Origin of the sequence: Pseudomonas sp. Fl5BN2 (assembly GCF_009908205.1) — a bacterium.
GTDB lineage: Bacteria > Pseudomonadota > Gammaproteobacteria > Pseudomonadales > Pseudomonadaceae > Aquipseudomonas.
Window position 1 is genome coordinate 22653 of the sequence record NZ_JAAARL010000029.1, and the last position, 21465, is coordinate 44117.

The following is a 21465-nucleotide window of genomic DNA, read 5'->3' on the forward strand; positions in this document are numbered from 1 at the left end:
TGAGCTTTTAGGGGGCCAGGCGCTCCCGGCCCCACCGATCAGCCTGCAGGCGATAATTCAAACGGTCGTGCAAGCGGCTGGAGCGCCCCTGCCAGAACTCGATGCGTTCCGGCAGCAGGCGATAACCACCCCAATGTTCCGGACAATTGGGCTGGCTGTCGCTGAAGCGTGCCTCAGTGACCTTGAGCAACTCCTGCAACTCTGCACGATCGGCAATCACCCGGCTTTGCGGCGAAGCCCAGGCGCCCAAGCGGCTCCCCAGAGGACGCACCTGAAAGTAGGCATCGGACTCCTGAGGAGTGACCTTGACCACTCGCCCCTCGATCCGCACCTGGCGCTCCAGGGTTGGCCAGAAGAAGGTCATGGCGGCAAATGGCCGCGCGGCCATTTGCTGCCCCTTGGCACTGTCGTAGTTGGTGAAGAACGTGAAACCCTGCTCATCCAGCCCCTTAAGCAGCAGGATGCGGCAATGGGGACGACCGTCGCTATCGACGGTCGCCAGGGTCATGGCATTGGCTTCCACGGGCGGCTGCTCGGTTTTCAGCGCATCGGCAAACCATTGGTGGAACAGCGCAAAGGGTTCGGCCGGAGCTTGGTCCTCGGACAAACCGTCGCGGGTGTAATCGCGACGCATATCAGCCAGAGACTGAGTCATGCCTGCTTCCTTTTCCTTGAGAATCAGTTTTTAGCCTGAGCGGTGGCTGTAGCGTTCTTCGCCGGAGCCGCGACCTTCTTCGCTGGAGCCTTCTTGGCTGCCGGTTTCTTGGCTACGGTGGATTTTTTCGCGGGGGTCGCAGCCTTTTTGCTGGCGACGGCAGAAACCGGCGGCTTGGCGTCTTGCACAGCAACCATTTCAGTCTCGGACGGCGTCGGCTGGTTGTACTTGCTCAGCAGGCCCAACATGGTGCTGCGCTGAGTCAGCATGATTTCCACACGACGGTTCAGCGAACGACCTTGAGGGCTGTCGTTGGCCGCACGAGGCATCACCGAGCCCATGCCACGCAGCATCAGGCGATCCTGCTTCAAGCCGCTGAGGCTGAAGATCGCGGCAATCGACTGGGCACGATCACGGCTCAGCTTCTGGTTGGCCAGGGTCGGGCCAGTGGCGTCGGCATGCCCGAGAATCAGCACGGCGGTCTTCGAATCGCCTTCAACCGCCTTGGCTACGCGGGTGAACGGGCCCAGGGTCACCGGCAGCAGCATGGCTGGACGGTCCGGGTTGAAGGAACCGTCTACCAGGGCAATGACCACCAGCACGTTTTCACGGCGTTCTACTTGCAGCTTGCTGTCCTTCACGGCTTCACGCAGGCGTGGCTCGTAATCGTCCAGCCAGGCCTGGGTAATCTTCGGATCAGGCATCGGGATGTCCGCCACATTGACCTTGCTCAATGCCTTTGGCTGGCTCTGGGAAAACGGCCACCACCAGTGGGTTTCAGCATTCGCGGTGTTGGCTACTGCGGGAGCCGGTGCCGGAGCAGGCTCAACCTTCTTGGCTTCGGCTACAGGCTTGTCAGCGGAATCCTTGGAGGAGAACGGCCACCACCAGTTGCTGCTCTCGGCCTTGGCAGCAGGAGCAACAGGAGCAGCAGCTACAGGAGCTGGGGCAGGTTCGGCGGCAGCGACTGCAGCCGGTTTGGCGGCGCCTTTGACAGCAGGCGTGGCCGACTTGGCAGAGGCTGTGGTTTTACCCGCAGCGGCTGCGGGAGCAGCGGACTTGCCCGCTACCGCGACTTTGCTCGCAGGTGCGGCCGGTGCCGCTTCGGCTGTAGCCGGTTTCTCAGGCGCTTGCGGGGCTTCCTTGCTACTGGCCTTATCGGACCCGAACGACCACCAATGGCCGCCATCCGCTTCATTTTGTGGGGTTTGTGCACAACCGGTGACGGTCAGGCAAATGGCCAAGGCTAGAGACTTGTTCGACGACATGGGATATCCACAAAATGAGATAAAAAATTCGGTCTAAATAACCGCTACAAACAGACGCTTGGAAATTATAAAAGCCACAGGGTTCCTTCCTGCAGCTTTCCGAGCATGTTTAAGCAAAAAAGTTCTTAACAGCAACCTTTTTACAGACAATCCGACAAAACCCGCACCAGCTTCTGCGCCCGAGGGTCCATCAATACATAAGGCCCCAAGGTATTTGTCACAAAACCGAACGCCACATCATGCTCAGGGTCAGCAAAACCGATGGAGCCCCCTGCTCCGGGATGCCCGAATGCCCGGCTCCCCAGACCGAAGGTGGCATTGGCCACCTGGGGTTGATCGAGCATGCAGCCCAGGCCGAAACGCGTCTGGGTCAACAGGGTCTTGTCCATCCCGAGGCTGTGCTCGCGGGTCAGTTCTTCAAGCATGTCGGCCTCCAGCAGGCTGCCATCGAGCAAGCCGCTGTAGAACCCTGCAAGGCTACGGGCGTTGCCATGGCCATTGGCCGCTGGCTGCTGCATGCGTCGCCATTCGGGTTTATTGGTGCTGGTCATGATAGACGGTGGATTGGTAAAAGCCCGGGTAGTCATGGCCGCGGGTTCGCGCATGGTCACTTGCAGCAGGCGCTGGGCTGCTGCATCACCGACATTGCCCTTGCCACGGGCGATATGCGCCACCCGGTAAAACTCTGCGTCCGCCAGGCCGACATGGAAGTCCAGCCCCAAGGGCTTGGCCACCCGAGCCACGATGGACTCCCCCGGACCGCGTCCGTCGGCTCGCCGAATCAGCTCACCCACCAGCCAGCCATAGGTAATGGCGGCGTAACCATGCCCCTCACCCGGTGTCCACCAGGGCTGCTCGGCAGCCAGGGCATCGACCATGGTTTGCCAGTTGTACAGGGCCTCCGGCGGCAGCAGCTCGCGCAATGCCGGCAAGCCGGCCTGGTGACAGAGCAACTGGCGCAAGGTAATGGCAGATTTGCCTGCCGCGGCGAACTCCGGCCAATAATCAGCCACCGGAGCATCCAGCTTGAGCTTGCCTTCGGCGACCAACTGCAACGCGGTGACTGCGGTAAAGGTCTTGGTGCAAGAGAACAGGTTGGCAATGGTGTCGCTGTGCCAAGCCTCAGCACCGTCCTTGTCGGCAGTCCCGGACCAGAGGTCGACGACGGTTTCCCCACCGATCTGGATGCACAGCGCCGCGCCGCGCTCCTGGGAATCGTCGAACAGCGTCGCAAAGGCCTCGCGTACCGCCTCGAACTTAAGCTCGTAATGACCCTGAATCTGCACCCTGACTCCCCCACAACAATGCTCGACAACGTGGCGCGCATTGTTCCAGCCCCGAAGGGATTTGGGAACAACCGACAGCCATTCGCAAACCCTCGGATCAGCAGGCTGCCAGGCTCTGCCCGGCGAGTCGCGACAAGCGCTGGGCCCGCGGGTCCATCAGGCTGAAACCGCCCATGGTATTGGTGACGAAGCCGAAAGCCAGATCACGTTGTGGATCGGCAAATCCCACCGAGCCGCCCAACCCCAAGTGTCCAAAAGCCCTTGGCCCCAGGCCGAAGGTCGCATTGGCCTGATCTGGCTGATCGAGCATGCAGCCCAGGCCAAAACGCGTCGGAGTGCGTAATGACTGGTCCCAACCACCACTGTGGGGTCGGGTAAACTCCTCACGCAGTGGCGCGCCCAGCAGTTCATCACCCAGCAATGCACTGTAGAAACCCGCCAGGCCATGGGCATTGCCGTGCCCGCTAAGCCCCGGATTCTGCAGGCGCCACCAGCGGGGTTGAAAGGTCTGGCTTGGCGACACCGAGGGATTGGAAAAAGCCAGAGTGGCCACGTTGCGCGGTTCATTGCCCATCACCCACCACAGATCCTGCGCCGCAGCGTCACCGACCCAGCCTTCCCCCCGTGACAGGTAGGCGATGCGTTGAAAGTCCTGATCGGCCACTCCGACATGAAAATCCAGCCCCAGAGGCGTGCAGATCTCCTCAGCGATATAGTTACCGGGCTCACGTCCATCTACACGTCGGATTGTTTCGCCCAGCACCCAACCGTAGATCATCGGTGCATAACCCAGAGTGCTGCCTGGCGCCCACCAGAGTGGATGCGCGGCAATGCACTCGATCATGAAGTCCCAGTCGTAGAGCGTGGCAGCCGGCAATACCTCGCGCAGCGCTGGTAAGCCGGAAACATGGCATAGCACCTGACGCAGGGTCACCTGCTGTTTGCCCGAGGCGGCGAATTCCGGCCAGTAGCGGGCGATCGGCTGATCCAGATGCAGGAGGCCGCGTTCCACCAACTGCAACACCGCCACAGCCGCGAACGGCTTGCCGCAGGAATACAGACTGACCAGCGTATCCCTGTCCCAAGGCAGGCTCCGCTGCGAATCACGAGTCCCCGCCCAGAGATCCACCAGGGTCTGCCCAGCCACTTGGATACACACCGCCGCGCCACGCTCGCGCGGGTCGTCAAACAATTCGGCGAACGCCTGATAGACCGGCTCGAATTCCTTTACGCAATACCCGTGAATGTCCATGTGTCGACTCCCTTCAACAATGAAACACCTGTGAAGGGAGAATTATTTTAGCCCCAGCGATGCCAGCCATAGACCTGGATCAGTTTCTGGCTGGTCATTGCGCGGTGACCAGCCGAACGGTCAATAAGCACTGAAAGAGCCATCTGGCGATTAATGACCGTTGCCGGAATGGCCACCGGAATGACCGCCTGGGCCCTTGCTGGCGTGACCTTTGTCACCGCCGTCAGCGCCATGCTCGGTCGCGGCCGCCTGTTCGGCCTGGACCTGGGCCTTTTGCGCTTCCTTACCCAGCTGGTCCACCGCCTGCAGGTTGCTCTTGCGCACACTGTCGACAAAGCCCTGGAACGGCACATCAGTGATGCCCACCAGACCGAAGTGACCGTTCTCACCGTCCAGCAAGCGCCCGGTCACCGGCTGGTCGAGGTACTGGAACCAGTGCACGCCGACAATCGATGGTTCACTCAGCGCCTGCTTGAGGAAGTTGGCATAGGCCGGGCCACGGTCTTCCTCACGGGCCAGCTCGGTTACGCCACCCCAGAACGGGCCGCGATCCCGGGAGCCGAAGTTGAACTCAGTCACCAGTACCGGCTTGTCGAGGCTGCGCAAGTACGCAAAGTCCTGACCATCCTGAGGCTTGAGGGTGTACATGTTGAAACTCAAAACGTCGCAATACTGGGCGCAGGCGGCCACCGCCTCAGGGTTGCTGACGGCAAACCGCCCGCCCAACAGCAAGTGGTTGGGAGCATGCCACTTCAACGAGTCGGCGATGGTCTTGAAATAGGTGTCGGCGAAGACCTTCTGGAAATACTTGAAGTCGGCTTCGATTTCCGGATGCTCAGGGTTCGGCAGTGGCGGCACGAAACCCGGATCCTCCATCAACTCCCAGGCCGGCAGATCGATTCCCCAGGCTTTCGACAGGCCCGCCTGGTTGCGGTACTTGTCCCGCAGTTGCTTGAGAAAAGCGCGCTTGGCTGGAACATCGGTGGTCAGGCGCAGGGTGCCGTAGGCCAGGGCATAACGGGCTTTCGGATCGTTCCCGGGACCGGCCCAGGCCAGCTCGTTGTCGGCAAAATAGCCAATCAGCCAAGGGTCATCGCGATGATCGCGAGCGGCGATGGCTACAGCGCGTTCAGTGGCCATGGCAAAACGCGGATCGAAAGGGTCGGGCATGCCGCCCCACCAATCGCTGCCGGTGCTGATGCTGGCGTAATCACCGACGATCGATAACGGCAAGGTATAGGGCACCCGGTTAGCGAGACCCAGCGCTGGCGCACTCCAGTTGCCGAGGGTGTTGAAACCCCAGGCCTGCAAGCGGTCCAGGGTATGGCTGAGCCAGCGTTTATCATCAAATACCGGGGCCGCGCAGGGGGCAGTGGCCGTCTCCGCCGCCTTGGCCTCGGTTGTCGAGGCCTCGACCACAGCCTCACTGCTCGCCGCGCATGACTTGCCATAAGTCCGTTGCAGGTTGGCCCGATAGAAGTCGTACCAACGACCAACGTTATAGCCTCGGCCCTGGTCAGCGCCGTTGCCGCCACGGTTGTCGCCTGCACCGTAATAAGCCGTCAGGGGGTCGCCGTCCTTGGGCAAGTCAGCGAACATCCACTCACGATCCGCGACATAGGTCTGACTGTTGTCAGGCGCCACGGTGTTGACCCCCAGGGAATAGAACGGATGCCCTTCAGGGGTCACCAGGAACCAGCGACCATCGCGTTTTTCCGTGCGAAAGAAACCACTGGCCTTGAAGCTCGGGCCCTTGTCCCAACCACCGAACTTGTCCAGGGAGGCCTTCTCGCGCTCGCCCAGCCAGCCCTTGAGTTGTTGCTGCTCCTTGGCATCGGCCGCCTTGAGTTGATCGTCGCTGCTGACTTTTTCCGGCCAGCGGGCTCGGGTCGACTGGCCGTAGCCATCCACCAGCGAGCCATAGACCGCCTTGACCACGCCCTCGCCGTCCTGCACGCCGAAACGTTCGAGGAGGATACTTTGCGCGGCTTTGGGGTTATCCAAGGACAAGGTCACCGACACCACCTGGCTGCGGTCCAGTTGCCCTTCGCTGCTGGCCAGCAAAATGCGCTGGCCGTCCACGGTCGTCGGCATCGGCGGTGCGGCTTTCATGCCCTGGCTCAGCGGACTGCTGGCTACCAGCGGCACCAACAGGGTCTGCGCCGGACCGGCCGGCAGATCGACGCGACTGACCAGGGTCTTGCCGTCGTTGCTCTGGATAGTCACATAGAGGGTCAAAGCCCAGTTCATCGCACTCTGGATGCGCAGGGTCATCATTCCCGACTGTGACCAGTCCCAGGCCCCGCTCTGTGGCGTCAGGCTCAGGCTGGGCTTGGCAGTGGGGCTGAAGGTGATCCGCCGCAGCACTTCACCTTCGGCCGTTTGCTCTGCATTGGACTGCGGCAGGCTGGCATCTTGTGTCACCACCTGGACCACAGCGGCAGGCCGGACAAAGTTGAACAGCGTCTGTTGTCCGGCAGGGGCCGCCAGGACGGGCGCGGCAAACAACAGGGCAAATACAGCGGGCAACGAACGGCGAATCATATGAACCTGGCTCTCCCTAAAGGCCGCCAAGCGGCCGGTGCTGAAGCGGTGACATGAAATAGACAGCACCGCGCGCAAATATGCGGACCGTGCTTAAGATATTTCGCGGCGAAATGGCGGCAAGGCATTGAGAATCGCCTTGCCATAGCGCTGAGTGACCAGACGGCGGTCCAGCAGGGTGATGGTTCCGCGGTCCTGTTCGGTGCGCAGCAAGCGACCACAGGCCTGGACCAGCTTGAGGGAAGCATCCGGCACCGAGATCTCCATGAACGGATTGCCGCCCCGAGCCTCGATCCACTCTGCCAGCGCAGCTTCCACCGGATCATCGGGCACCGAGAACGGGATCTTGGCGATCACCACGTGCTCGCAATAGGCCCCGGGCAAGTCCACCCCTTCGGCAAAACTCGCCAGGCCAAACAGCACACTGGAATCACCGCCGTCGACTCGGGCCTTGTGCTTGTTGAGGGTCTCCTGCTTGGACAGGTTGCCCTGGATAAACACCTGCTTGCGCCAGTCGCGGTCCAGGCCGTCGAACACGTCCTGCATCTGCTTGCGCGAGGAGAACAGCACCAGGGTGCCTCGGGAACCCTCTACCAGTTCCGGCAGGTCGCGAATGATCGCCGCCGTGTGCGCCGGTGCATCACGGGGATCGGCGCGCAAGTCGGGGACCCGCAGCACGCCGGCATCGGCGTGATGGAAAGGGCTGGGCACCACGGCAGTCACGGCCTTTTTCGGCAGGCCGGCGCGCATGCGGAATCGGTCGAAAGTCCCCAGGGCGGTCAGGGTCGCCGAAGTCACCAGGGCCCCGTAGGCCACGTTCCACAGATTGCGCCGGAGCATTTCCGCAGCCAGGATCGGGCTCGCGTTGACCTCGATGTCGAACAGCGAACCACTCTCGGCCAGGGTCAGCCAACGGGCCATGGGCGGGTTGTCTTCCGGGTCCTCGATGGTGAATGCGGTCCATAGCTCCCAGTTGCCCGAGGCGCGCGCCTGCAGGCTGCCGAACAACGGGTACCACTCTTCGGCCTGGTTGCTGGCGATGCCGATGTTGACCTCGCCATCCATGCCTTCCTTGAGCAATTCGGTGAGGCGGGTAAACAGGTCGGTGAGACGGGAGAAGCCTTTTTTCAGCTCGATGCCCATCTCCCGCATATGCTCGGGAATCAGCCCACCGACGAAACGATGGCGTGGCCGCTCGCGGCCTTCCATGTCTTCGCCGGTCTTGAAATCAGCGAGCTGCTCGCAGGCAGTGAACATGAACTGCTGCTGGGTCTTGATCTCTCTTGCCAGCTCCGGCACCTGCTCGATCAACCGTCCCAGGTCACCTGGCAACGGGTTCTGGGCCAGCAGCTTGGTGAGGTTCTTAGCCGTCTGTTCCAGCCAATCGGCAGTAGAACGCAGCCGGGTGTAGTGGGCAAAATGGCCGATGGCCTTGTCCGGCAGGTGATGGCCTTCGTCAAACACGTAGAGCGTGTCGCGTGGGTCCGGCAGCACAGCGCCGCCGCCCAGGGCCAGGTCGGCCAGGACCATGTCGTGGTTGGTGACGATCACGTCGACCTTGCCCATGCCTTCCCGAGCCTTGTAGAAGGCGCACTGGCCGAAGTTCGGGCAATGGCGATTGGTGCACTGGCTGTGGTCGGTGGTCAGGCGCGCCCAGTCGGCGTCTTCCAGGGCCGTGGGCCAGCTGTCACGGTCGCCGTCCCATTTATTCCCGGCGAGTTTTTCGATCATGCTGGTGAACAGCTTCTGGCTGGCTTCATCCACTTCGATCTTGAAGCCTTCCTCCTCGAACAGCTGGGCCGTGGCGGTCTGCGCATGACCTTCCTGGAGCAGCATGTCGAGCTTGGACAAGCACATGTAGCGCCCCCGCCCCTTGGCCAAGGAGAAGGTGAAACTCAGCCCGCTGTTGCGCATCAGATCCGGAAGGTCCTTGTAGACGATCTGTTCCTGCAGGGCGACGGTAGCTGTGGCAATCACCAGGCGCTTGCCCGCGGCCTTGGCGGTGGGAATCGCCGCCAGGCTGTAGGCAACAGTCTTGCCGGTACCAGTGCCGGCCTCCACCGCGACCACTGCCGGGTCGCCACTGCGCCGGCCCTCGTCGTCGGTGTCGATGTCCCCCAGGACCTTGGCCACTTCGGCGATCATCAGACGCTGGCCGTAACGCGGCTTGAGGCTCTTGGCTTCGAGAAAACGCGAGTAGGCGCCCTGGATCGTGGTTTTGAGTTCGTTGCTGATCATGGTTTTCGGGCGCACAAAACGCTGGATAAATTTTCAGTGGTTCGAATCGGCCGCTATCATACCCCGCTAATTCATCCCGCGCAGAACGGAGTACCCGAATGACCGCTTTCGCCCTCGCTTATAGCCTGCATGTGCTGGCCGCCCTGGTCTGGGTCGGTGGCATGTTTTTCGCCTGGATGGTCCTGCGTCCAGCGGCCATGGTCGCCCTTGAGGGACCGGCGCGGTTGAAGCTCTGGGCACAAGTGTTTCCGCGCTTTTTTGTCTGGGTCTGGGCTGCCGTGGTGATCTTGCCGATCAGTGGCATTGGCCTGCTGCACCTGCGCTTCAACGGTTTTGAAAGCGCACCGCGCTATGTCCAGATAATGATGGGGCTGTATCTGGTGATGACCGCGCTGTTCATTCGCATCCAGTCCCTGCAACTGCCGGAGTTGCACAAGGCGGTGGCGGCGCAAGACTGGCCGGCCGGTGCGGCGGCGCTGGGGAAGATCCGCCGGCTGGTGGGTATCAACCTGATCATCGGCTTGCTATTGGTGGCCCTGGCCGCGGCCCGACCAACCTTCTGATGAAACCAGCCACCGGCTCTATAGAGCCGGTGGCTGCAAGATACGCTGCAAGGGGTTACAAGCGCTGCACCGTCAACGATCCCGTCTGCCCTGCCGATCCCGGCTGCCCTTGAGCGCCAGGACGTCCGTTCTTGCCACCGTCGGTCTGGTAGACCAGGCAACCCTTGGACTTGCCCCCAGCCCCGGGCTTGCCGCCTGCACCGGCCAGGCCGCCGGCACCGCCATCGACCCAGACCTTGATCTGCTCGCCCGGAAAATCACGGGGCAATTCCAATCGCACCTGGGCCCCCGCCGCGCCTGGGCGACCATCGCCACCGCCGTCTCCGTCGGCACCGCGACCAGCCTGGCCCCAAGTGCAACCAGGTTCCTGGCCATTGCCACCATCAAGGCCGACATAGCCAGGCGCACCAGCGCCGCCACGGGCATCCACGGAGAGTTCCTGAGCCGTCAGCGCTTCGATACGCAGGTTCAGATTGCGTCCGGGTCGGGCAGCTTTCTGATAGTTGCCGGGTGCGCCACGGGAAGTGATCTGGCTGCCGGCGTCCAACTGCGCACGGCGGACAATCAGTTGCAGGCTTTGCTCGGTAGGCACAATGGCAATCCGCGCCTCACGCCCCAGATGCAGGTTATCAATCTTGAGTTCGGTGACATTCGCCGGAACCAGCAAGGTGCCGTAGTCAGCGACGTCCAGGCGCTCCAACTGCAAGGTGCTGGTGGTATTGGGCAGACGCATCAGGGAGTTGGTTTCGACCTTGACCTCCTGGGCCACGGCGAGGGGACTGCAGAACAGGGCCAACAGGCAGAGCTTACGCATGGTCGACCTCGACGATCTCAGGAGCAGGAAGGGTTTGCAGATGGAAGATCCCCACCAGCAGGATTTGCAGACGGTCACGCCAGGGATGCACACGGCCTCTGAGGCTGCCATTGAACAACACCAGTTCCAATAAATGTGTCACCAACAATAGACAGCCCGCCAAATTGACCAGCAGATGCAACGGATTGACCAATGGCCGGGCCAGGTTGATCAGCACCACCAGCCAAAATACCAAGATCAGAAACTTCCCCAGCCCCCATAAGACCTTCATATGCTCCCCTCGTGGATTATTCTTTGCGCGCACAGTAACGACTTATCCCGGGGATATGCCAGCGGGGGATGAAAATTCTTCCAAGGGCACCTGTTTAGCGACCGGATCGACGAGGATCGCAAGATACAGGCCCGTAACCGCGCCGATGACCAAGGTTCGAGTGAGGACTGCTTTGAGGGTATCCAGACGCGAAGTCTACCCTGCGCGGCTATAAGGCCGCGCAGGCTCCAGGCCTTCAGCGGTTGATCTGAATCTCGGTGCGACGGTTCATCGCCCGCCCTTCAGCGGTCTTGTTGTCCGCCACCGGTTTGCTTTCACCAGCACCGGCCACCGACACGAAACTGCTGCGGGGGATACCGTGGTTGATCAGGTATTCGACCACCGAGTGAGCACGTTTATCCGAGAGTTTCTGGTTGTAGGCATCGCGACCGACACTGTCGGTGTAACCGGTCACGCGCAGTTGCGCCGTCGGGGCTTCCTGCTTCAAGCGGGTCACAATGGTGTTGAGCTTGGTCTTGTCGGCTTCGGTCAGCTTGGCCGAGTCGAAATGGAAGTGCACATCGCGAATGACGATGGTTTCTTCCTTGACCACCACCACCTCTTCCACCACTGGAGGAGGCAATGGGCAGCCATCAGCATCGACCGGTACGCCTTGCGGAGTATCCGGGCACTTGGGACTGGCACCATGCACCCAGCAGTAGGCGCCTGCCAGGCCACCGACCAACAGCGCGCCACCACCTGCCCACGAGGAACTTTCGGTGGCGCCCAGCGCCGCGCCCGTGACGCCACCGACCGCGGCGCAGATCGGCCAGTCGGTTTTCTGCAAACCTGCACAACCAGTCAACACACTGGTTAACAGAACCAAAGGTACTGCCGTCCGAATGATGCTCATCTGATTTCTCCTGAAAGATCGGCTCGAAGCCGATTAACGGAGTAAAGACCGCGCCTTTCAACTCCGCCAGCAAAGGGCCAGCTGCGCTTAAAGCCAACAAACACGGGCGCTTCGCTGATTTAGTGGAGAACCGCTCTAGGCCCGCAGGTGCCGGCACGCTAGTCTTTAGCGTTCTGATCGAGGAGCTAAGATGAGCGCCGGCATTTCTACCCGCACCCCGCAACAGGCCCTGGCGGCCCTGCTGGATCGCTATGCACCGCAACAGCTGTTGCTGATCGGTGCCAGTGACTTCCCCGCCCTGGCGGCATTCAAACAGGCTCACCCCACGACCCAGGTGGCTCAAGCAGCGCCGGGGCCCTTGCCCGCGGAGCTGGCTGCCCGGCGTTTTGACCTGGCGGTGGCGGTGGATTGCCTGGAGCACCTGCCCAAGCGCGCGGGCCTGAACCTGCTGGGAGGCATTCGCAACCTCAACGCCAGCCGGATTGCGGTACTGGCCGACATGGATGCCTGCGGATGGCAGGAAACCGACTTTTTCTCCCTGGCCTTGCAGGCCAGCGAACGCTTTCAACGGGATAAACAGGTGCTGACTCTGTTTACCTACGATCTGCTTGAATACAAACAAGTGCCCGACTGGCTCAACTCACGCTTCTGGGCAAACCCGGAAAACTTCGGAAAGTATTGGTGGTAACACAATGAGCGCCTCGATCTGTCCCTGCGGCAGCGGCAACCTGCTGGACGCCTGCTGCGGCCATTACCATGCCGGCCACCCCGCCCCCTGCGCCGAAGCCTTGATGCGTTCGCGCTACAGCGCCTATGTGCTGGGGCAAGTGGATTACCTTTTGGCAACCACATTGCCGGCGCAACAAGCCGGGCTGGATCGCCAGTCCATCAGCGACTGGAGTGCACAAAGCACCTGGCTGGGACTGCAAGTGGAAAGCTCCGAGGTCTTCGGCGGCCAACCCGAGCACGCCTTCGTCACGTTCACCGCCCGCTGGCACGACAGCCAGGGCGAACACAGCCACCGCGAACGCTCCTCCTTCGTGCAGAACCAGGGACGCTGGTACTTCATCGACCCCACGGTTGCGGTCAAGGCCGGACGCAATGACTCCTGCGTCTGCAGCAGCGGGCACAAATTCAAGAAGTGCTGCGCCAGCTATTTAACCCGCTGAGCCGTGACTGGCGGCGGTCACCCCAGGCCCAGGATGGGCACCGGGGAATCAAAGGGAGTGTTGCAATGCTCGGTGAGCTAAATGCGTTACGGACAATCTGCCTGCTTGGGGTGCTGAGCCTGTCGGGCTGCGCGTCCTGGTTCACTGATGAGGAGCGCGACCCCGCGGTGCATCTGGTCAAGGTCGAGGTGGTCAAGGCCAACCTGCTGGAACAACGCTTCACCCTGCACTTGCGTGTCGACAACCCGAATGACAGTGACCTGACGGTGCGCCGCCTGACCTACCGAGTCTATCTGCAGCGGTTTCTGCTCAGCGAAGGCGAGCATGAGCACTGGTTCACGGTCACGCCCCACAGCAGCCGCTTCTTCAAGGTGCCGGTGCGCACCAACCTCTGGCCGCAGATCCGTGATGTGGTGAAACTGCTGCGCAAGCCTCAACAGCCCATTCCCTATCGCCTGGAAGGTGAACTGGAAATCGGATTATTCATCGGCAAGGACGTGCACCTGAAGCGCAATGGCGTGATAATTCCCGGCGATTTTATTCCGGAGTAACCCGCAATGACCCAACAACCTCATGTCCATGGCCCCGACTGCAACCACGATCATGATCATCATGATCATCATGATCATCATGATCATCATGAGCACGATCACGACCATGGCCATGTTCACGGCCCGCACTGCAACCACGCTCATCAGGAGCCGGTGCGCAACGCGCTGAAAGATGTCGGCCGCAACGATCCATGCCCGTGCGGCAGCAGCAAGAAGTTCAAGAAGTGCCACGGCGCCTGAAGTAACGAGGAGCTTGCCAGCGCATTCGCCGGCAAGCACAACCTCGTCTGGCCGCTCCTACAGGAGCTGCGCCAGGGTCAGCACCGTAGCGTACTCGCCGTGCAGGTTAGCCAGCGACATGGCATGCACCTCCTCGGCGCTGCGAGCCCGACCGGCAAAGTCGGGTTTGTCGAAGGTGTAGCAAGCGTCGGCCACCACCCACACGGCAAATCCCAGGTTGCCAGCGGTGCGCGCGGTCGACTCCACCGAGTTGTGGGTAGCGACCCCGACGATCACCAACTGTCCGATCCCCGCCTCACGCAAGTTCGCCTCCAGCGGATTGGCGCAAAAAGCGTCCGGCACCTGTTTCTGAATCAGCCACTCCCCGGGCCGAGGGCGAAAGCGCGGCTGAAACTCCACCCCGGACTGCCCGGGCCAGAACACCGACTCCGTCGAACGCGACAGGTGCTGCACGTGGATCACCGGCCAACCTCGGGTACGCCAGTGAGCCAGCAACTCAAGCATGCACTCCTCCGCCTGGGGGTTGTTACGCGGCCCAAGCCGGGGATGGAGGATGCCTTGCTGCTGATCAATAAGCATCAACGCCGTGTTGGCTGAAATGGACATGGAGGATTCTCGGTTGAACCGTCATTGATTTTTACTGACTTCAACATCACCTACTGTCTCAGGCAAGCCATCGAATGCAGACAGGACGACCTAATGCCGGAGTTTGCTGTCGTTTAACCAAGACCCGTCCCACTTGGAGCACTCCATGATCGACCTGTATTACTGGACCACCCCCAACGGCCACAAGATCTCCCTGTTCCTGGAAGAAGCCGGCCTGCCCTACACCTTGTATCCGGTCAACATTGGCCGGGGCGAACAGTTCAAGCCCGAGCTCCTGAAGATTGCCCCCAACAACCGTATCCCAGCCATCGTCGATCATGAACCGGCGGATGGCGGTGCGCCGTTGTCGCTGTTCGAGTCCGGGGCGATCCTTCTATACCTTGCAGAAAAGACTGGCCAGTTCCTGCCTCAGGAGCTGCGGGATCGCCAGGAAACCCTGCAATGGCTGTTTTGGCAGATGGGCGGGCTGGGGCCGATGGCTGGGCAAAACCACCACTTCAGCCAGTTCGCTGCGCAAAAGATCCCCTACGCCATCAAGCGTTACGTGGATGAGACTGCGCGCCTGTATGGGGTGCTGGACCGGCGCCTGGCGGACCGGGCCTTTGTCGCCGGCAATCAATACAGCATTGCTGACATGGCGATCTATCCATGGATCGCCTCGTACAAGAAACAGAGCCAGAAACTCGAGGACTTCCCTCATCTGCACCGCTGGTTCATCAGCATCCACAACCGCCCCGCCACGGAACGGGCCTATGCCCTAGTGGAGCGAGTCAATCCAGCCTGATTCGATCGTCCAAAACAGCTTCGCCGGCTTGCCGGCGAAGGCTAATTGCGCAGCAACACACAAATACTCCCAGCCCCCGCTTGCGCGGCACTCGCCTGCTCACTAACGTAGCGCCTTTATCGACGCTACCCCCCGCAGGAGCTTTGCCATGGCCTCGCCAGCCCTCTCACATTTTCTTCCCCGGTTCGGCGTTGCCGCGGCAGTGGCCGGTGCTCTCAGCCTGGCTGGTTGCCAGTCCTGGAACACTCAGAACAGCCTGCCACCCACCTCTGGCGTACAACCTCTCAAGGGGCTGGCACAGAACGTTTCGGTGCGGCGTAGCGCCGTCGGTGTACCGCTGATCGAAAGCAACAGCTTCCACGACGCGCTGTTCACCTTGGGTTATGTGCACGCCAGCGACCGCATCGGTGAGATGGTGACCCTGCGCCTGCTGGCCCAGGGCCGACTGGCCGAAATGTCCGGCGCCGAGGTGCTGGATGTCGACCGCCTGATGCGCGCAGTGAACCTGAAGAAAAGCGCCGGCGAGCTGTACAAGGCCTCGTCGCCACGAATCAAGCGCTTCTTCGAAGTCTATGCGCGGGGCGTCAACGCTTACCTGTTCCGCTATCGCGACAAGCTGCCGCCGGATCTGGCGTCGAAGGGCTACACCCCGGAATACTGGAAAGCCGAGGATTCGGCACTGATTTTCTGCCTGCTGAGTTTCGGCCAGTCCGCCAATCTGCAGGAAGAGATCAACGCTCTGGTACTGGCGCAAAAGGTCAGCAACGACAGACTGCCCTGGCTGACGCCAAGCTACCCCGATGAGCCGCTGCCCATGACCGAGGCCGACAAACTCAAGGGGCTGGCATTGAATGTGCCAGGCATGAGCGAGCTCAGTCTTGCCGCCAAGCAGATGTCGGCCCTCAATACACTGGGTGTCACCGGCGGCAGCAACCTGGCCGTCGCCCCGCAGCACGCCCGCAGCGGTCGCAGCCTGCTGGCCAGCGACAGCCAGATCAGCGCGTGGTACTACGTGCAGATCCGCGCCCCGAAGTATCAGGCCGCCGGTGCCTCGATTGCCGGTTTGCCGGCCATTCTGCAAGGGTTCAACGGCAAGCTGGCCTGGAGCATGAGCTCCGCGATGGGCGACAACCAGGACCTGTTCCTGGAGAAGCTCAAGCGCCAGGGCAACGCGCTGTACTACCAGAACAACGGAAAATGGCAGCCGGCCATCGTTCGCAACGAAACCTACTTCGTCAAAGGCCAACGGCCGATTCGCGAAGCCGTGTACGAAACCCGCCACGGCCCACTGCTCAACAGCTCCCTGGGGATCAACGCCAGCAATGACCTGGCCAGTGGCTACGGTCTGGCGCTGCAAGTGCCAGAGTTCAAGGATGATAAGAGCCTGGATGCTTTCTTCGACCTGTCACGGGCACAGGCTGTGGAAAAGGCCTCCGACGCCAGCCGCGAGATCCGTGCCATTGCCCTGAATATGGTCTACGCCGACGCCAGCAACATCGGTTGGCAGGTCACCGGGCGCTTCCCCAACCGTCGCGAGGGCCAAGGCCTGCTGCCATCTCCCGGCTGGGACGGACGCTATGACTGGGACGGCTACGCCGACCCGATGCTCCATCCTTATGACCAGGACCCGGCGCAAGGCTGGATCGCCACCGCCAATCAGCGGGTGATCTCCCGCGGTTACGGTATGCAGCTGTCCAACTCCTGGGATGCTCCGGAGAGGGCCGAGCGTATCGGGCAGTTGCTGTCTGGCGGCAAGCAGGACAGCCGCAGCCTGATTGCCCTGCAATACGACCAGACCACCCTGTTCGCCGCCAAGTTGAAAAAGATGTTCGAGGCGCCAGGCATGGCCCTGCCGCTGAAAAACGCCATCCAAGCCCTGCCCGACGCTGACCGCGCCAAAGCCCGCGAGGCCTACAGCCGGCTGATGGCGTTCGACGGCAAACTCAGTGCCGGCTCCGCCGACGCCGCGCTCTACGAATTGTTCCTCCAGGAAAGCGCCAGGCAGACCTTCCTCAAACGGCTCGGCCCAGAGCCCGGCATTGCCTGGCAAGCCTTTGTCGCCAATGCGGGCCTTTCCTATTCAGCCCAGGCCGACCATCTTCTGGGCCGGGAAGACAGTCCGTTCTGGGGCGACTCGCGCACCGAGCAAAAAGAGGACAAGCCAGCGATTCTCGCCCGTAGCCTGGCGGCCGCCGTCAGTGCGGGTGAGCAACTGATGGGCACGGACCGCAAGACCTGGCAGTGGGGCAAGTTGCACAGCTATCGCTGGATCAACAGCAGCGGCCAGGTGATTCGCGGCCCATTGCAGGCCGGTGGCGACCAGAGCACCATCAACAGCGCCGGATATCGCTGGGGACAGGACTTTGCCATCACCACGACCCCAGCCCTGCGCTTCGTTGTCGACTTCGCGCTGAGCGAGCCACTAATGGGACTCAACAGCAGTGGCCAATCCAGTAACCCGGCAAGCCCGAACTATGCCAACGGCATCGACGGCTGGCTCAAGGCCCAGTACTTGAGCTTCCCGATGCAACCACAGAACTTCGAACGCAGCTACGGCAAGACCCGCCTGACCCTGGTTCCCAGCAAGTAAGGCCATCCCCAGATCCCGCTTGCACGCCCTGCGCAAGCGGGCCTGCGCCAGAGTGATCCACTCTTGGCAGCATCCCCCGCCCCCGCCAGCACTGCCCCCAAAAGCCATTTCCAGCTCGCATGCACCTTAATCGTGCAACGCGAGAAGCACGCCCTGTTTCAGCGCGCGACGGTCGTCGCATCGTTGCTTCGGAGCGCTTTTAAAACACTTGTTCGGGACTCTGGTTCGGAAATTGCTACTTTCATTAAGTCACATGCCTTCCAGTAACAGTACTCATGCGCCACAAGCGCTCATATTGGTTCTTAGGGATTGAATAATGAAAAAAGCATTGCTGACCCTTTCTGCACTGGCTCTGTGCATGGCCGCCGGCTCCGCGTTGGCCAAGGAGTACAAGGAACTGCGCTTCGGCGTCGATCCGTCCTACGCCCCTTTTGAATCCAAAGCCGCCGATGGCAGCCTGGTAGGCTTCGACATCGATCTGGGCAATGCCATCTGCGCCGAGTTGAAGGTCAAATGCAAGTGGGTCGAAAGCGACTTCGACGGCATGATCCCAGGCCTCAAGGCCAATAAATTCGACGGTGTGATCTCCTCCATGACCGTCACCCCAGCCCGTGAAAAAGTCATCGACTTCTCCAGCGAACTGTTCTCCGGCCCTACCTCGCTGGTGTTCAAGAAAGGCTCCGGCCTGAGCACAGACATCACCTCGCTCAAGGGCAAGACCGTCGGCTACGAGCAGGGCACCATCCAGGAAGCCTATGCCAAGGCCGTGCTGGACAAGGCCGGGGTGAAAACCCAGGCCTATCAGAACCAGGACCAGGTGTACGCCGACCTGACCTCCGGACGCCTCGACGCCTCGATCCAGGACATGTTGCAAGCCGAACTGGGCTTCCTCAAATCGCCGCAGGGCGCTGACTACGAAGTCAGCAAGCCAGTGGACGATCCACTGTTGCCAGCCAAGACTGCGGTCGGTATCTCAAAAGGTAACAAAGAGCTGAAAGCGCTCTTGGATAAAGGTATCAAAGCGTTACACGATGATGGCACCTACGCCACCATCCAGAAAAAGCACTTCGGTGACCTGAACCTCTACAGCGGTAAATAACCTGCCGGCGCCCATCTTCGATGGGCGCCTTTTTTACTGCCACAGGTCACCGATCAATGTTCGAAGAACTTCTAAACAACCTAGGGCTTTCCGCCTTCAGCCTGAAGGGTTTCGGCCCCCTGCTGCTGGAAGGTACCTGGATGACCATCAAGCTGTCGGTGTTGTCGCTCCTGGTCAGCGTCTTGCTCGGCCTGCTCGGCGCCAGCGCCAAACTCTCCAGCCTCAAACTGCTGCGAATTCCAGCCCAGCTCTACACCACGCTGATCCGCGGAGTACCGGACCTGGTGCTGATGCTGCTGATTTTCTACAGCCTGCAGACCTGGCTGACGTCCTTCACCGATTTCATGGAGTGGGACTACATCGAGATCAATCCCTTCAGCGCCGGGGTGATCACCCTGGGGTTCATCTATGGCGCCTACTTCACCGAAACCTTTCGCGGAGCAATCCTTGCCGTACCGCGAGGCCAGGTCGAAGCCGCCACCGCCTACGGTCTGAAACGCGGACAGCGCTTTCGCTTCGTGGTCTTCCCACAGATGATGCGCTTCGCCCTGCCGGGCATTGGTAACAACTGGATGGTGATGCTCAAGGCCACCGCCCTGGTGTCGATCATTGGCCTGGCCGACCTGGTCAAGGCCGCCCAGGATGCCGGCAAAAGCACCTACCAGTTGTTCTACTTCCTGGTTATCGCCGCGTTGATCTATCTGCTGATCACCAGCGCCTCCAACTTCATCCTGCGCAGGCTTGAACGACGCTACGCTGCAGGCGCACGGGAGGCGGTGCGATGATCGAACTCCTGCAGGAATACTGGCGCCCCTTCCTTTACAGCGACGGTTACCACATGACCGGGCTGGCCATGACCATGTGGCTGCTCAGCGCCTCGATCTGCATTGGTTTTCTGGTGTCGATCCCGCTGTCGATTGCCTGGGTTTCGCCCAAGCGCTACATCCGCTGGCCGGTGCGCTTCTATACCTACCTATTCCGCGGCACACCGCTCTATATCCAGTTGCTGATCTGCTACACCGGGATCTACAGCATTGCCGCAGTCCGTGCGCAACCGCTGCTGGACTCGTTCTTCCGCGATGCAATGAACTGCACCATCCTCGCCTTCGCCCTGAACACTTGCGCCTATACCACGGAGATTTTCGCCGGGGCAATCCGCAGCATGGCCCACGGCGAAGTCGAGGCGGCCAAGGCCTATGGCCTCAGCGGATGGAAACTGTATGCCTATGTGATCATGCCCTCGGCCCTGCGCCGCTCGCTGCCCTACTACAGCAACGAAGTGATCCTGATGCTGCACTCCACTACCGTGGCGTTCACCGCGACCATCCCCGACATCCTGAAAATCGCCCGCGACGCCAACTCGGCGACCTTCCTGACGTTTCAGTCGTTCGGTATCGCCGCCATCATCTACCTGTGCGTGACTTTCACCCTGGTGGGCCTGTTCCGCCTCGCTGAACGCCGCTGGCTGGCCTTCCTCGGGCCGACCCACTAGGACTTGCTGCAGGAAAAACCGTCAATGCGCCACGAGATCCACGACCTGCTCGCCCCGCTGCCGGGCACCGCGCGCCAGGTCCACAGCTTTCACTTCGGCCCGCCCCAGGCCACCGGCAAGATCTACATCCAATCCTCCCTGCATGCCGACGAGATGCCCGGCATGCTGGTGGCCTGGCACCTCAAGCAACGCCTGACCGAACTAGAAGCCGCTGGGCGCCTGCGCCAGCAAATCGTCCTGGTGCCGGTGGCCAACCCGGTGGGCCTGGAACAGGTGCTGATGGACGTGCCCCTGGGCCGCTACCAGCTGGAAAGCGGGCAGAACTTCAACCGCGGGTTCGTCGACCTCGGCGAGCAGGTCGGCGACGCCATTGAAGGGCTGCTCAATGACGATCCGCAGCACAATCTCGAATTGATCCGCCGCCAGCTGGTCGACGCCCTGGCCCGACAACGAGCGCAGACCCAATTGCAGTCTCTGCAACTGACCCTGCAACAGCTGGCCTGCGATGCCGACATGGTGCTGGACCTGCATTGCGACTTCGAAGCCGTGGCGCACCTGTACACCACCCCCGAAGCCTGGCCCCAGGTGGAGCCATTGGCCCGCTATATCGGCGCCGAAGCCTGCCTGCTGGCCACTGACTCCGCGGCCTGGTCGTTCGACGAGTGCTTCAGCCTGCTGTGGTGGCAACTGCGACAGCGCTTCGGCGAGCACTTTGCCATTCCGCCAGGCAGCTTTGCGGTGACCGTCGAGCTGCGCGGCCAGGGCGACGTCAATCACGGTTTGGCCAGCCTCGACTGCCAAGCCCTGATCGACTACCTGACCCGCTTTGGCGCCATCGACGGCGAGGCGCCGCCACTGCCCGACCTGCCCTTCCCAGCCACGCCTCTGGCCGGGGTCGAGCCGGTGACCACAGTGGTGGGCGGGCTGTTGGTGTTCAGCGCCCTGCCGGGGGAATACCTGGAGGCCGGTCAGTTGGTGGCCGAAATCATCGACCCGATCAACGACCGGGTCACCCCTATCCACTGCAACAATGCCGGGCTCATGTATGCCCGCTCGCTGCGGCGCATGGCCACCGCCGGCATGGTGATCGCCCATGTCGCCGGCCACGAAGCCTATCGCAGCGGTTACCTACTTTCGCCTTGAGGATGCAA

The 21465-nt window shown here is 61.4% G+C and carries 21 protein-coding genes; 11 read left to right on the plus strand and 10 right to left on the minus strand.

What is annotated here, in order from left to right; translation table 11 throughout:
* Positions 1-7 precede the first annotated feature (7 nt).
* From pdxH to dinG, 6 genes are all read right to left on the minus strand, one after another.
* Positions 8-655: a pyridoxamine 5'-phosphate oxidase gene (pdxH, locus tag GV819_RS29095; RefSeq protein ID WP_161759482.1), complete on the minus strand. Its 648-nt coding sequence runs from the start codon at positions 653-655 to the stop codon at positions 8-10.
* Positions 656-678: 23 nt separating this feature from the next.
* Entirely contained in the window at positions 679-1923 is a 1245-nt protein-coding gene (locus tag GV819_RS29100; protein ID WP_161759483.1) for an OmpA family protein, read from the minus strand.
* Between the two features lie 140 nt (positions 1924-2063).
* On the minus strand, positions 2064-3209 hold the full coding sequence (locus tag GV819_RS29105; protein WP_161759484.1) for a serine hydrolase domain-containing protein: 1146 nt from the start codon (positions 3207-3209) through the stop codon (positions 2064-2066).
* 97 nt (positions 3210-3306) lie between these two features.
* Positions 3307-4461, minus strand: coding sequence for a serine hydrolase domain-containing protein (locus tag GV819_RS29110; protein WP_161759485.1), 1155 nt, complete (start codon positions 4459-4461; stop codon positions 3307-3309).
* Between the two features lie 150 nt (positions 4462-4611).
* The gene (locus GV819_RS29115) at positions 4612-7005 is read right to left on the minus strand and encodes a beta-galactosidase (RefSeq protein ID WP_161759486.1); all 2394 of its coding nucleotides are present in this window, start codon (positions 7003-7005) and stop codon (positions 4612-4614) included.
* A 93-nt stretch (positions 7006-7098) separates the two neighbouring features.
* Positions 7099-9243: an ATP-dependent DNA helicase DinG gene (gene dinG, locus GV819_RS29120; RefSeq protein ID WP_161759487.1), complete on the minus strand. Its 2145-nt coding sequence runs from the start codon at positions 9241-9243 to the stop codon at positions 7099-7101.
* Between the two features lie 98 nt (positions 9244-9341).
* Between dinG and GV819_RS29125 the strand changes: the two genes are divergently transcribed.
* The gene (locus tag GV819_RS29125) at positions 9342-9806 is read left to right on the plus strand and encodes a CopD family protein (protein WP_161759488.1); all 465 of its coding nucleotides are present in this window, start codon (positions 9342-9344) and stop codon (positions 9804-9806) included.
* 55 nt (positions 9807-9861) lie between these two features.
* Here GV819_RS29125 and GV819_RS29130 read toward each other — a convergent pair whose 3' ends face one another.
* From GV819_RS29130 to GV819_RS29140, 3 genes are all read right to left on the minus strand, one after another.
* The gene (locus GV819_RS29130; RefSeq protein WP_161759489.1) at positions 9862-10620 is read right to left on the minus strand and encodes a collagen-like protein; all 759 of its coding nucleotides are present in this window, start codon (positions 10618-10620) and stop codon (positions 9862-9864) included.
* Entirely contained in the window at positions 10613-10891 is a 279-nt protein-coding gene (locus tag GV819_RS29135; RefSeq protein WP_161759490.1) for a DUF1145 domain-containing protein, read from the minus strand. Before GV819_RS29135 ends, GV819_RS29130 begins: the two co-directional genes overlap by 8 nt.
* 235 nt (positions 10892-11126) lie before the next feature.
* A complete protein-coding gene (locus GV819_RS29140) occupies positions 11127-11783 on the minus strand; it encodes an OmpA family protein (RefSeq protein WP_161759491.1) in 657 nt (218 codons plus the stop codon).
* Positions 11784-11973: 190 nt separating this feature from the next.
* Here GV819_RS29140 and GV819_RS29145 point away from each other — a divergent pair, with 190 nt between their 5' ends.
* The 4 genes from GV819_RS29145 to GV819_RS29160 all read left to right on the plus strand — a co-directional run bounded on the left by GV819_RS29145 (position 11974) and on the right by GV819_RS29160 (position 13743).
* Complete coding sequence (locus GV819_RS29145) at positions 11974-12471, plus strand: DUF6231 family protein (RefSeq protein ID WP_161759492.1); 498 nt, start codon at positions 11974-11976, stop codon at positions 12469-12471.
* Between the two features lie 4 nt (positions 12472-12475).
* Positions 12476-12952, plus strand: a complete 477-nt coding sequence (locus tag GV819_RS29150; protein ID WP_161759493.1) for a YchJ family protein — start codon at positions 12476-12478, stop codon at positions 12950-12952.
* Positions 12953-13017: 65 nt separating this feature from the next.
* On the plus strand, positions 13018-13503 hold the full coding sequence (locus GV819_RS29155) for an LEA type 2 family protein (protein ID WP_161759494.1): 486 nt from the start codon (positions 13018-13020) through the stop codon (positions 13501-13503).
* Positions 13504-13509: 6 nt separating this feature from the next.
* Positions 13510-13743 carry an SEC-C metal-binding domain-containing protein gene (locus GV819_RS29160; protein WP_161759495.1) on the plus strand — a complete coding sequence of 78 codons (234 nt, stop codon included), beginning with the start codon at positions 13510-13512 and terminating at the stop codon, positions 13741-13743.
* Positions 13744-13800: 57 nt separating this feature from the next.
* Here the strand turns inward: GV819_RS29160 and GV819_RS29165 are convergent, their stop codons facing one another.
* Positions 13801-14349, minus strand: a complete 549-nt coding sequence (locus GV819_RS29165; protein ID WP_161759496.1) for a cysteine hydrolase family protein — start codon at positions 14347-14349, stop codon at positions 13801-13803.
* Between the two features lie 145 nt (positions 14350-14494).
* On the opposite strand from GV819_RS29165, the gene GV819_RS29170 reads away from it, so the two are divergent.
* From GV819_RS29170 to GV819_RS29195, 6 genes are all read left to right on the plus strand, one after another.
* Positions 14495-15133: a glutathione binding-like protein gene (locus GV819_RS29170; RefSeq protein ID WP_161759497.1), complete on the plus strand. Its 639-nt coding sequence runs from the start codon at positions 14495-14497 to the stop codon at positions 15131-15133.
* A gap of 148 nt (positions 15134-15281) precedes the next feature.
* A complete protein-coding gene (locus GV819_RS29175; RefSeq protein ID WP_161759498.1) occupies positions 15282-17723 on the plus strand; it encodes a penicillin acylase family protein in 2442 nt (813 codons plus the stop codon).
* A gap of 316 nt (positions 17724-18039) precedes the next feature.
* Positions 18040-18822 (plus strand): transporter substrate-binding domain-containing protein, encoded by a 783-nt coding sequence (locus GV819_RS29180; protein WP_161759499.1) that lies wholly within the window; start codon positions 18040-18042, stop codon positions 18820-18822.
* Positions 18823-18878: 56 nt separating this feature from the next.
* Positions 18879-19607 (plus strand): ABC transporter permease, encoded by a 729-nt coding sequence (locus GV819_RS29185; protein ID WP_161759500.1) that lies wholly within the window; start codon positions 18879-18881, stop codon positions 19605-19607.
* A complete protein-coding gene (locus GV819_RS29190; RefSeq protein WP_161759501.1) occupies positions 19604-20314 on the plus strand; it encodes an ABC transporter permease in 711 nt (236 codons plus the stop codon). Before GV819_RS29185 ends, GV819_RS29190 begins: the two co-directional genes overlap by 4 nt.
* Before the next feature lie 24 nt (positions 20315-20338).
* Positions 20339-21457, plus strand: coding sequence for a succinylglutamate desuccinylase/aspartoacylase family protein (locus GV819_RS29195; protein WP_161759502.1), 1119 nt, complete (start codon positions 20339-20341; stop codon positions 21455-21457).
* The last annotated feature ends 8 nt before the right edge of the window (positions 21458-21465 follow it).

Bases quoted from the DNA above. Each gene is read 5' to 3' on its own strand.
- pdxH (WP_161759482.1), bottom strand. From the start codon at position 655: ATGACTCAGTCTCTGGCTGATATGCGTCGCGATTACACCCGCGACGGT.
- GV819_RS29100 (WP_161759483.1), bottom strand. From the start codon at position 1,923: ATGTCGTCGAACAAGTCTCTAGCCTTGGCCATTTGCCTGACCGTCACC.
- GV819_RS29110 (WP_161759485.1), bottom strand. From the start codon at position 4,461: ATGGACATTCACGGGTATTGCGTAAAGGAATTCGAGCCGGTCTATCAG.
- GV819_RS29115 (WP_161759486.1), bottom strand. From the start codon at position 7,005: ATGATTCGCCGTTCGTTGCCCGCTGTATTTGCCCTGTTGTTTGCCGCG.
- dinG (WP_161759487.1), bottom strand. From the start codon at position 9,243: ATGATCAGCAACGAACTCAAAACCACGATCCAGGGCGCCTACTCGCGT.
- GV819_RS29125 (WP_161759488.1), top strand. From the start codon at position 9,342: ATGACCGCTTTCGCCCTCGCTTATAGCCTGCATGTGCTGGCCGCCCTG.
- GV819_RS29130 (WP_161759489.1), bottom strand. From the start codon at position 10,620: ATGCGTAAGCTCTGCCTGTTGGCCCTGTTCTGCAGTCCCCTCGCCGTG.
- GV819_RS29135 (WP_161759490.1), bottom strand. From the start codon at position 10,891: ATGAAGGTCTTATGGGGGCTGGGGAAGTTTCTGATCTTGGTATTTTGG.
- GV819_RS29140 (WP_161759491.1), bottom strand. From the start codon at position 11,783: ATGAGCATCATTCGGACGGCAGTACCTTTGGTTCTGTTAACCAGTGTG.
- GV819_RS29145 (WP_161759492.1), top strand. From the start codon at position 11,974: ATGAGCGCCGGCATTTCTACCCGCACCCCGCAACAGGCCCTGGCGGCC.
- GV819_RS29150 (WP_161759493.1), top strand. From the start codon at position 12,476: ATGAGCGCCTCGATCTGTCCCTGCGGCAGCGGCAACCTGCTGGACGCC.
- GV819_RS29155 (WP_161759494.1), top strand. From the start codon at position 13,018: ATGCTCGGTGAGCTAAATGCGTTACGGACAATCTGCCTGCTTGGGGTG.
- GV819_RS29160 (WP_161759495.1), top strand. From the start codon at position 13,510: ATGACCCAACAACCTCATGTCCATGGCCCCGACTGCAACCACGATCAT.
- GV819_RS29165 (WP_161759496.1), bottom strand. From the start codon at position 14,349: ATGTCCATTTCAGCCAACACGGCGTTGATGCTTATTGATCAGCAGCAA.
- GV819_RS29170 (WP_161759497.1), top strand. From the start codon at position 14,495: ATGATCGACCTGTATTACTGGACCACCCCCAACGGCCACAAGATCTCC.
- GV819_RS29175 (WP_161759498.1), top strand. From the start codon at position 15,282: ATGGCCTCGCCAGCCCTCTCACATTTTCTTCCCCGGTTCGGCGTTGCC.
- GV819_RS29180 (WP_161759499.1), top strand. From the start codon at position 18,040: ATGAAAAAAGCATTGCTGACCCTTTCTGCACTGGCTCTGTGCATGGCC.
- GV819_RS29185 (WP_161759500.1), top strand. From the start codon at position 18,879: ATGTTCGAAGAACTTCTAAACAACCTAGGGCTTTCCGCCTTCAGCCTG.
- GV819_RS29190 (WP_161759501.1), top strand. From the start codon at position 19,604: ATGATCGAACTCCTGCAGGAATACTGGCGCCCCTTCCTTTACAGCGAC.
- GV819_RS29195 (WP_161759502.1), top strand. From the start codon at position 20,339: ATGCGCCACGAGATCCACGACCTGCTCGCCCCGCTGCCGGGCACCGCG.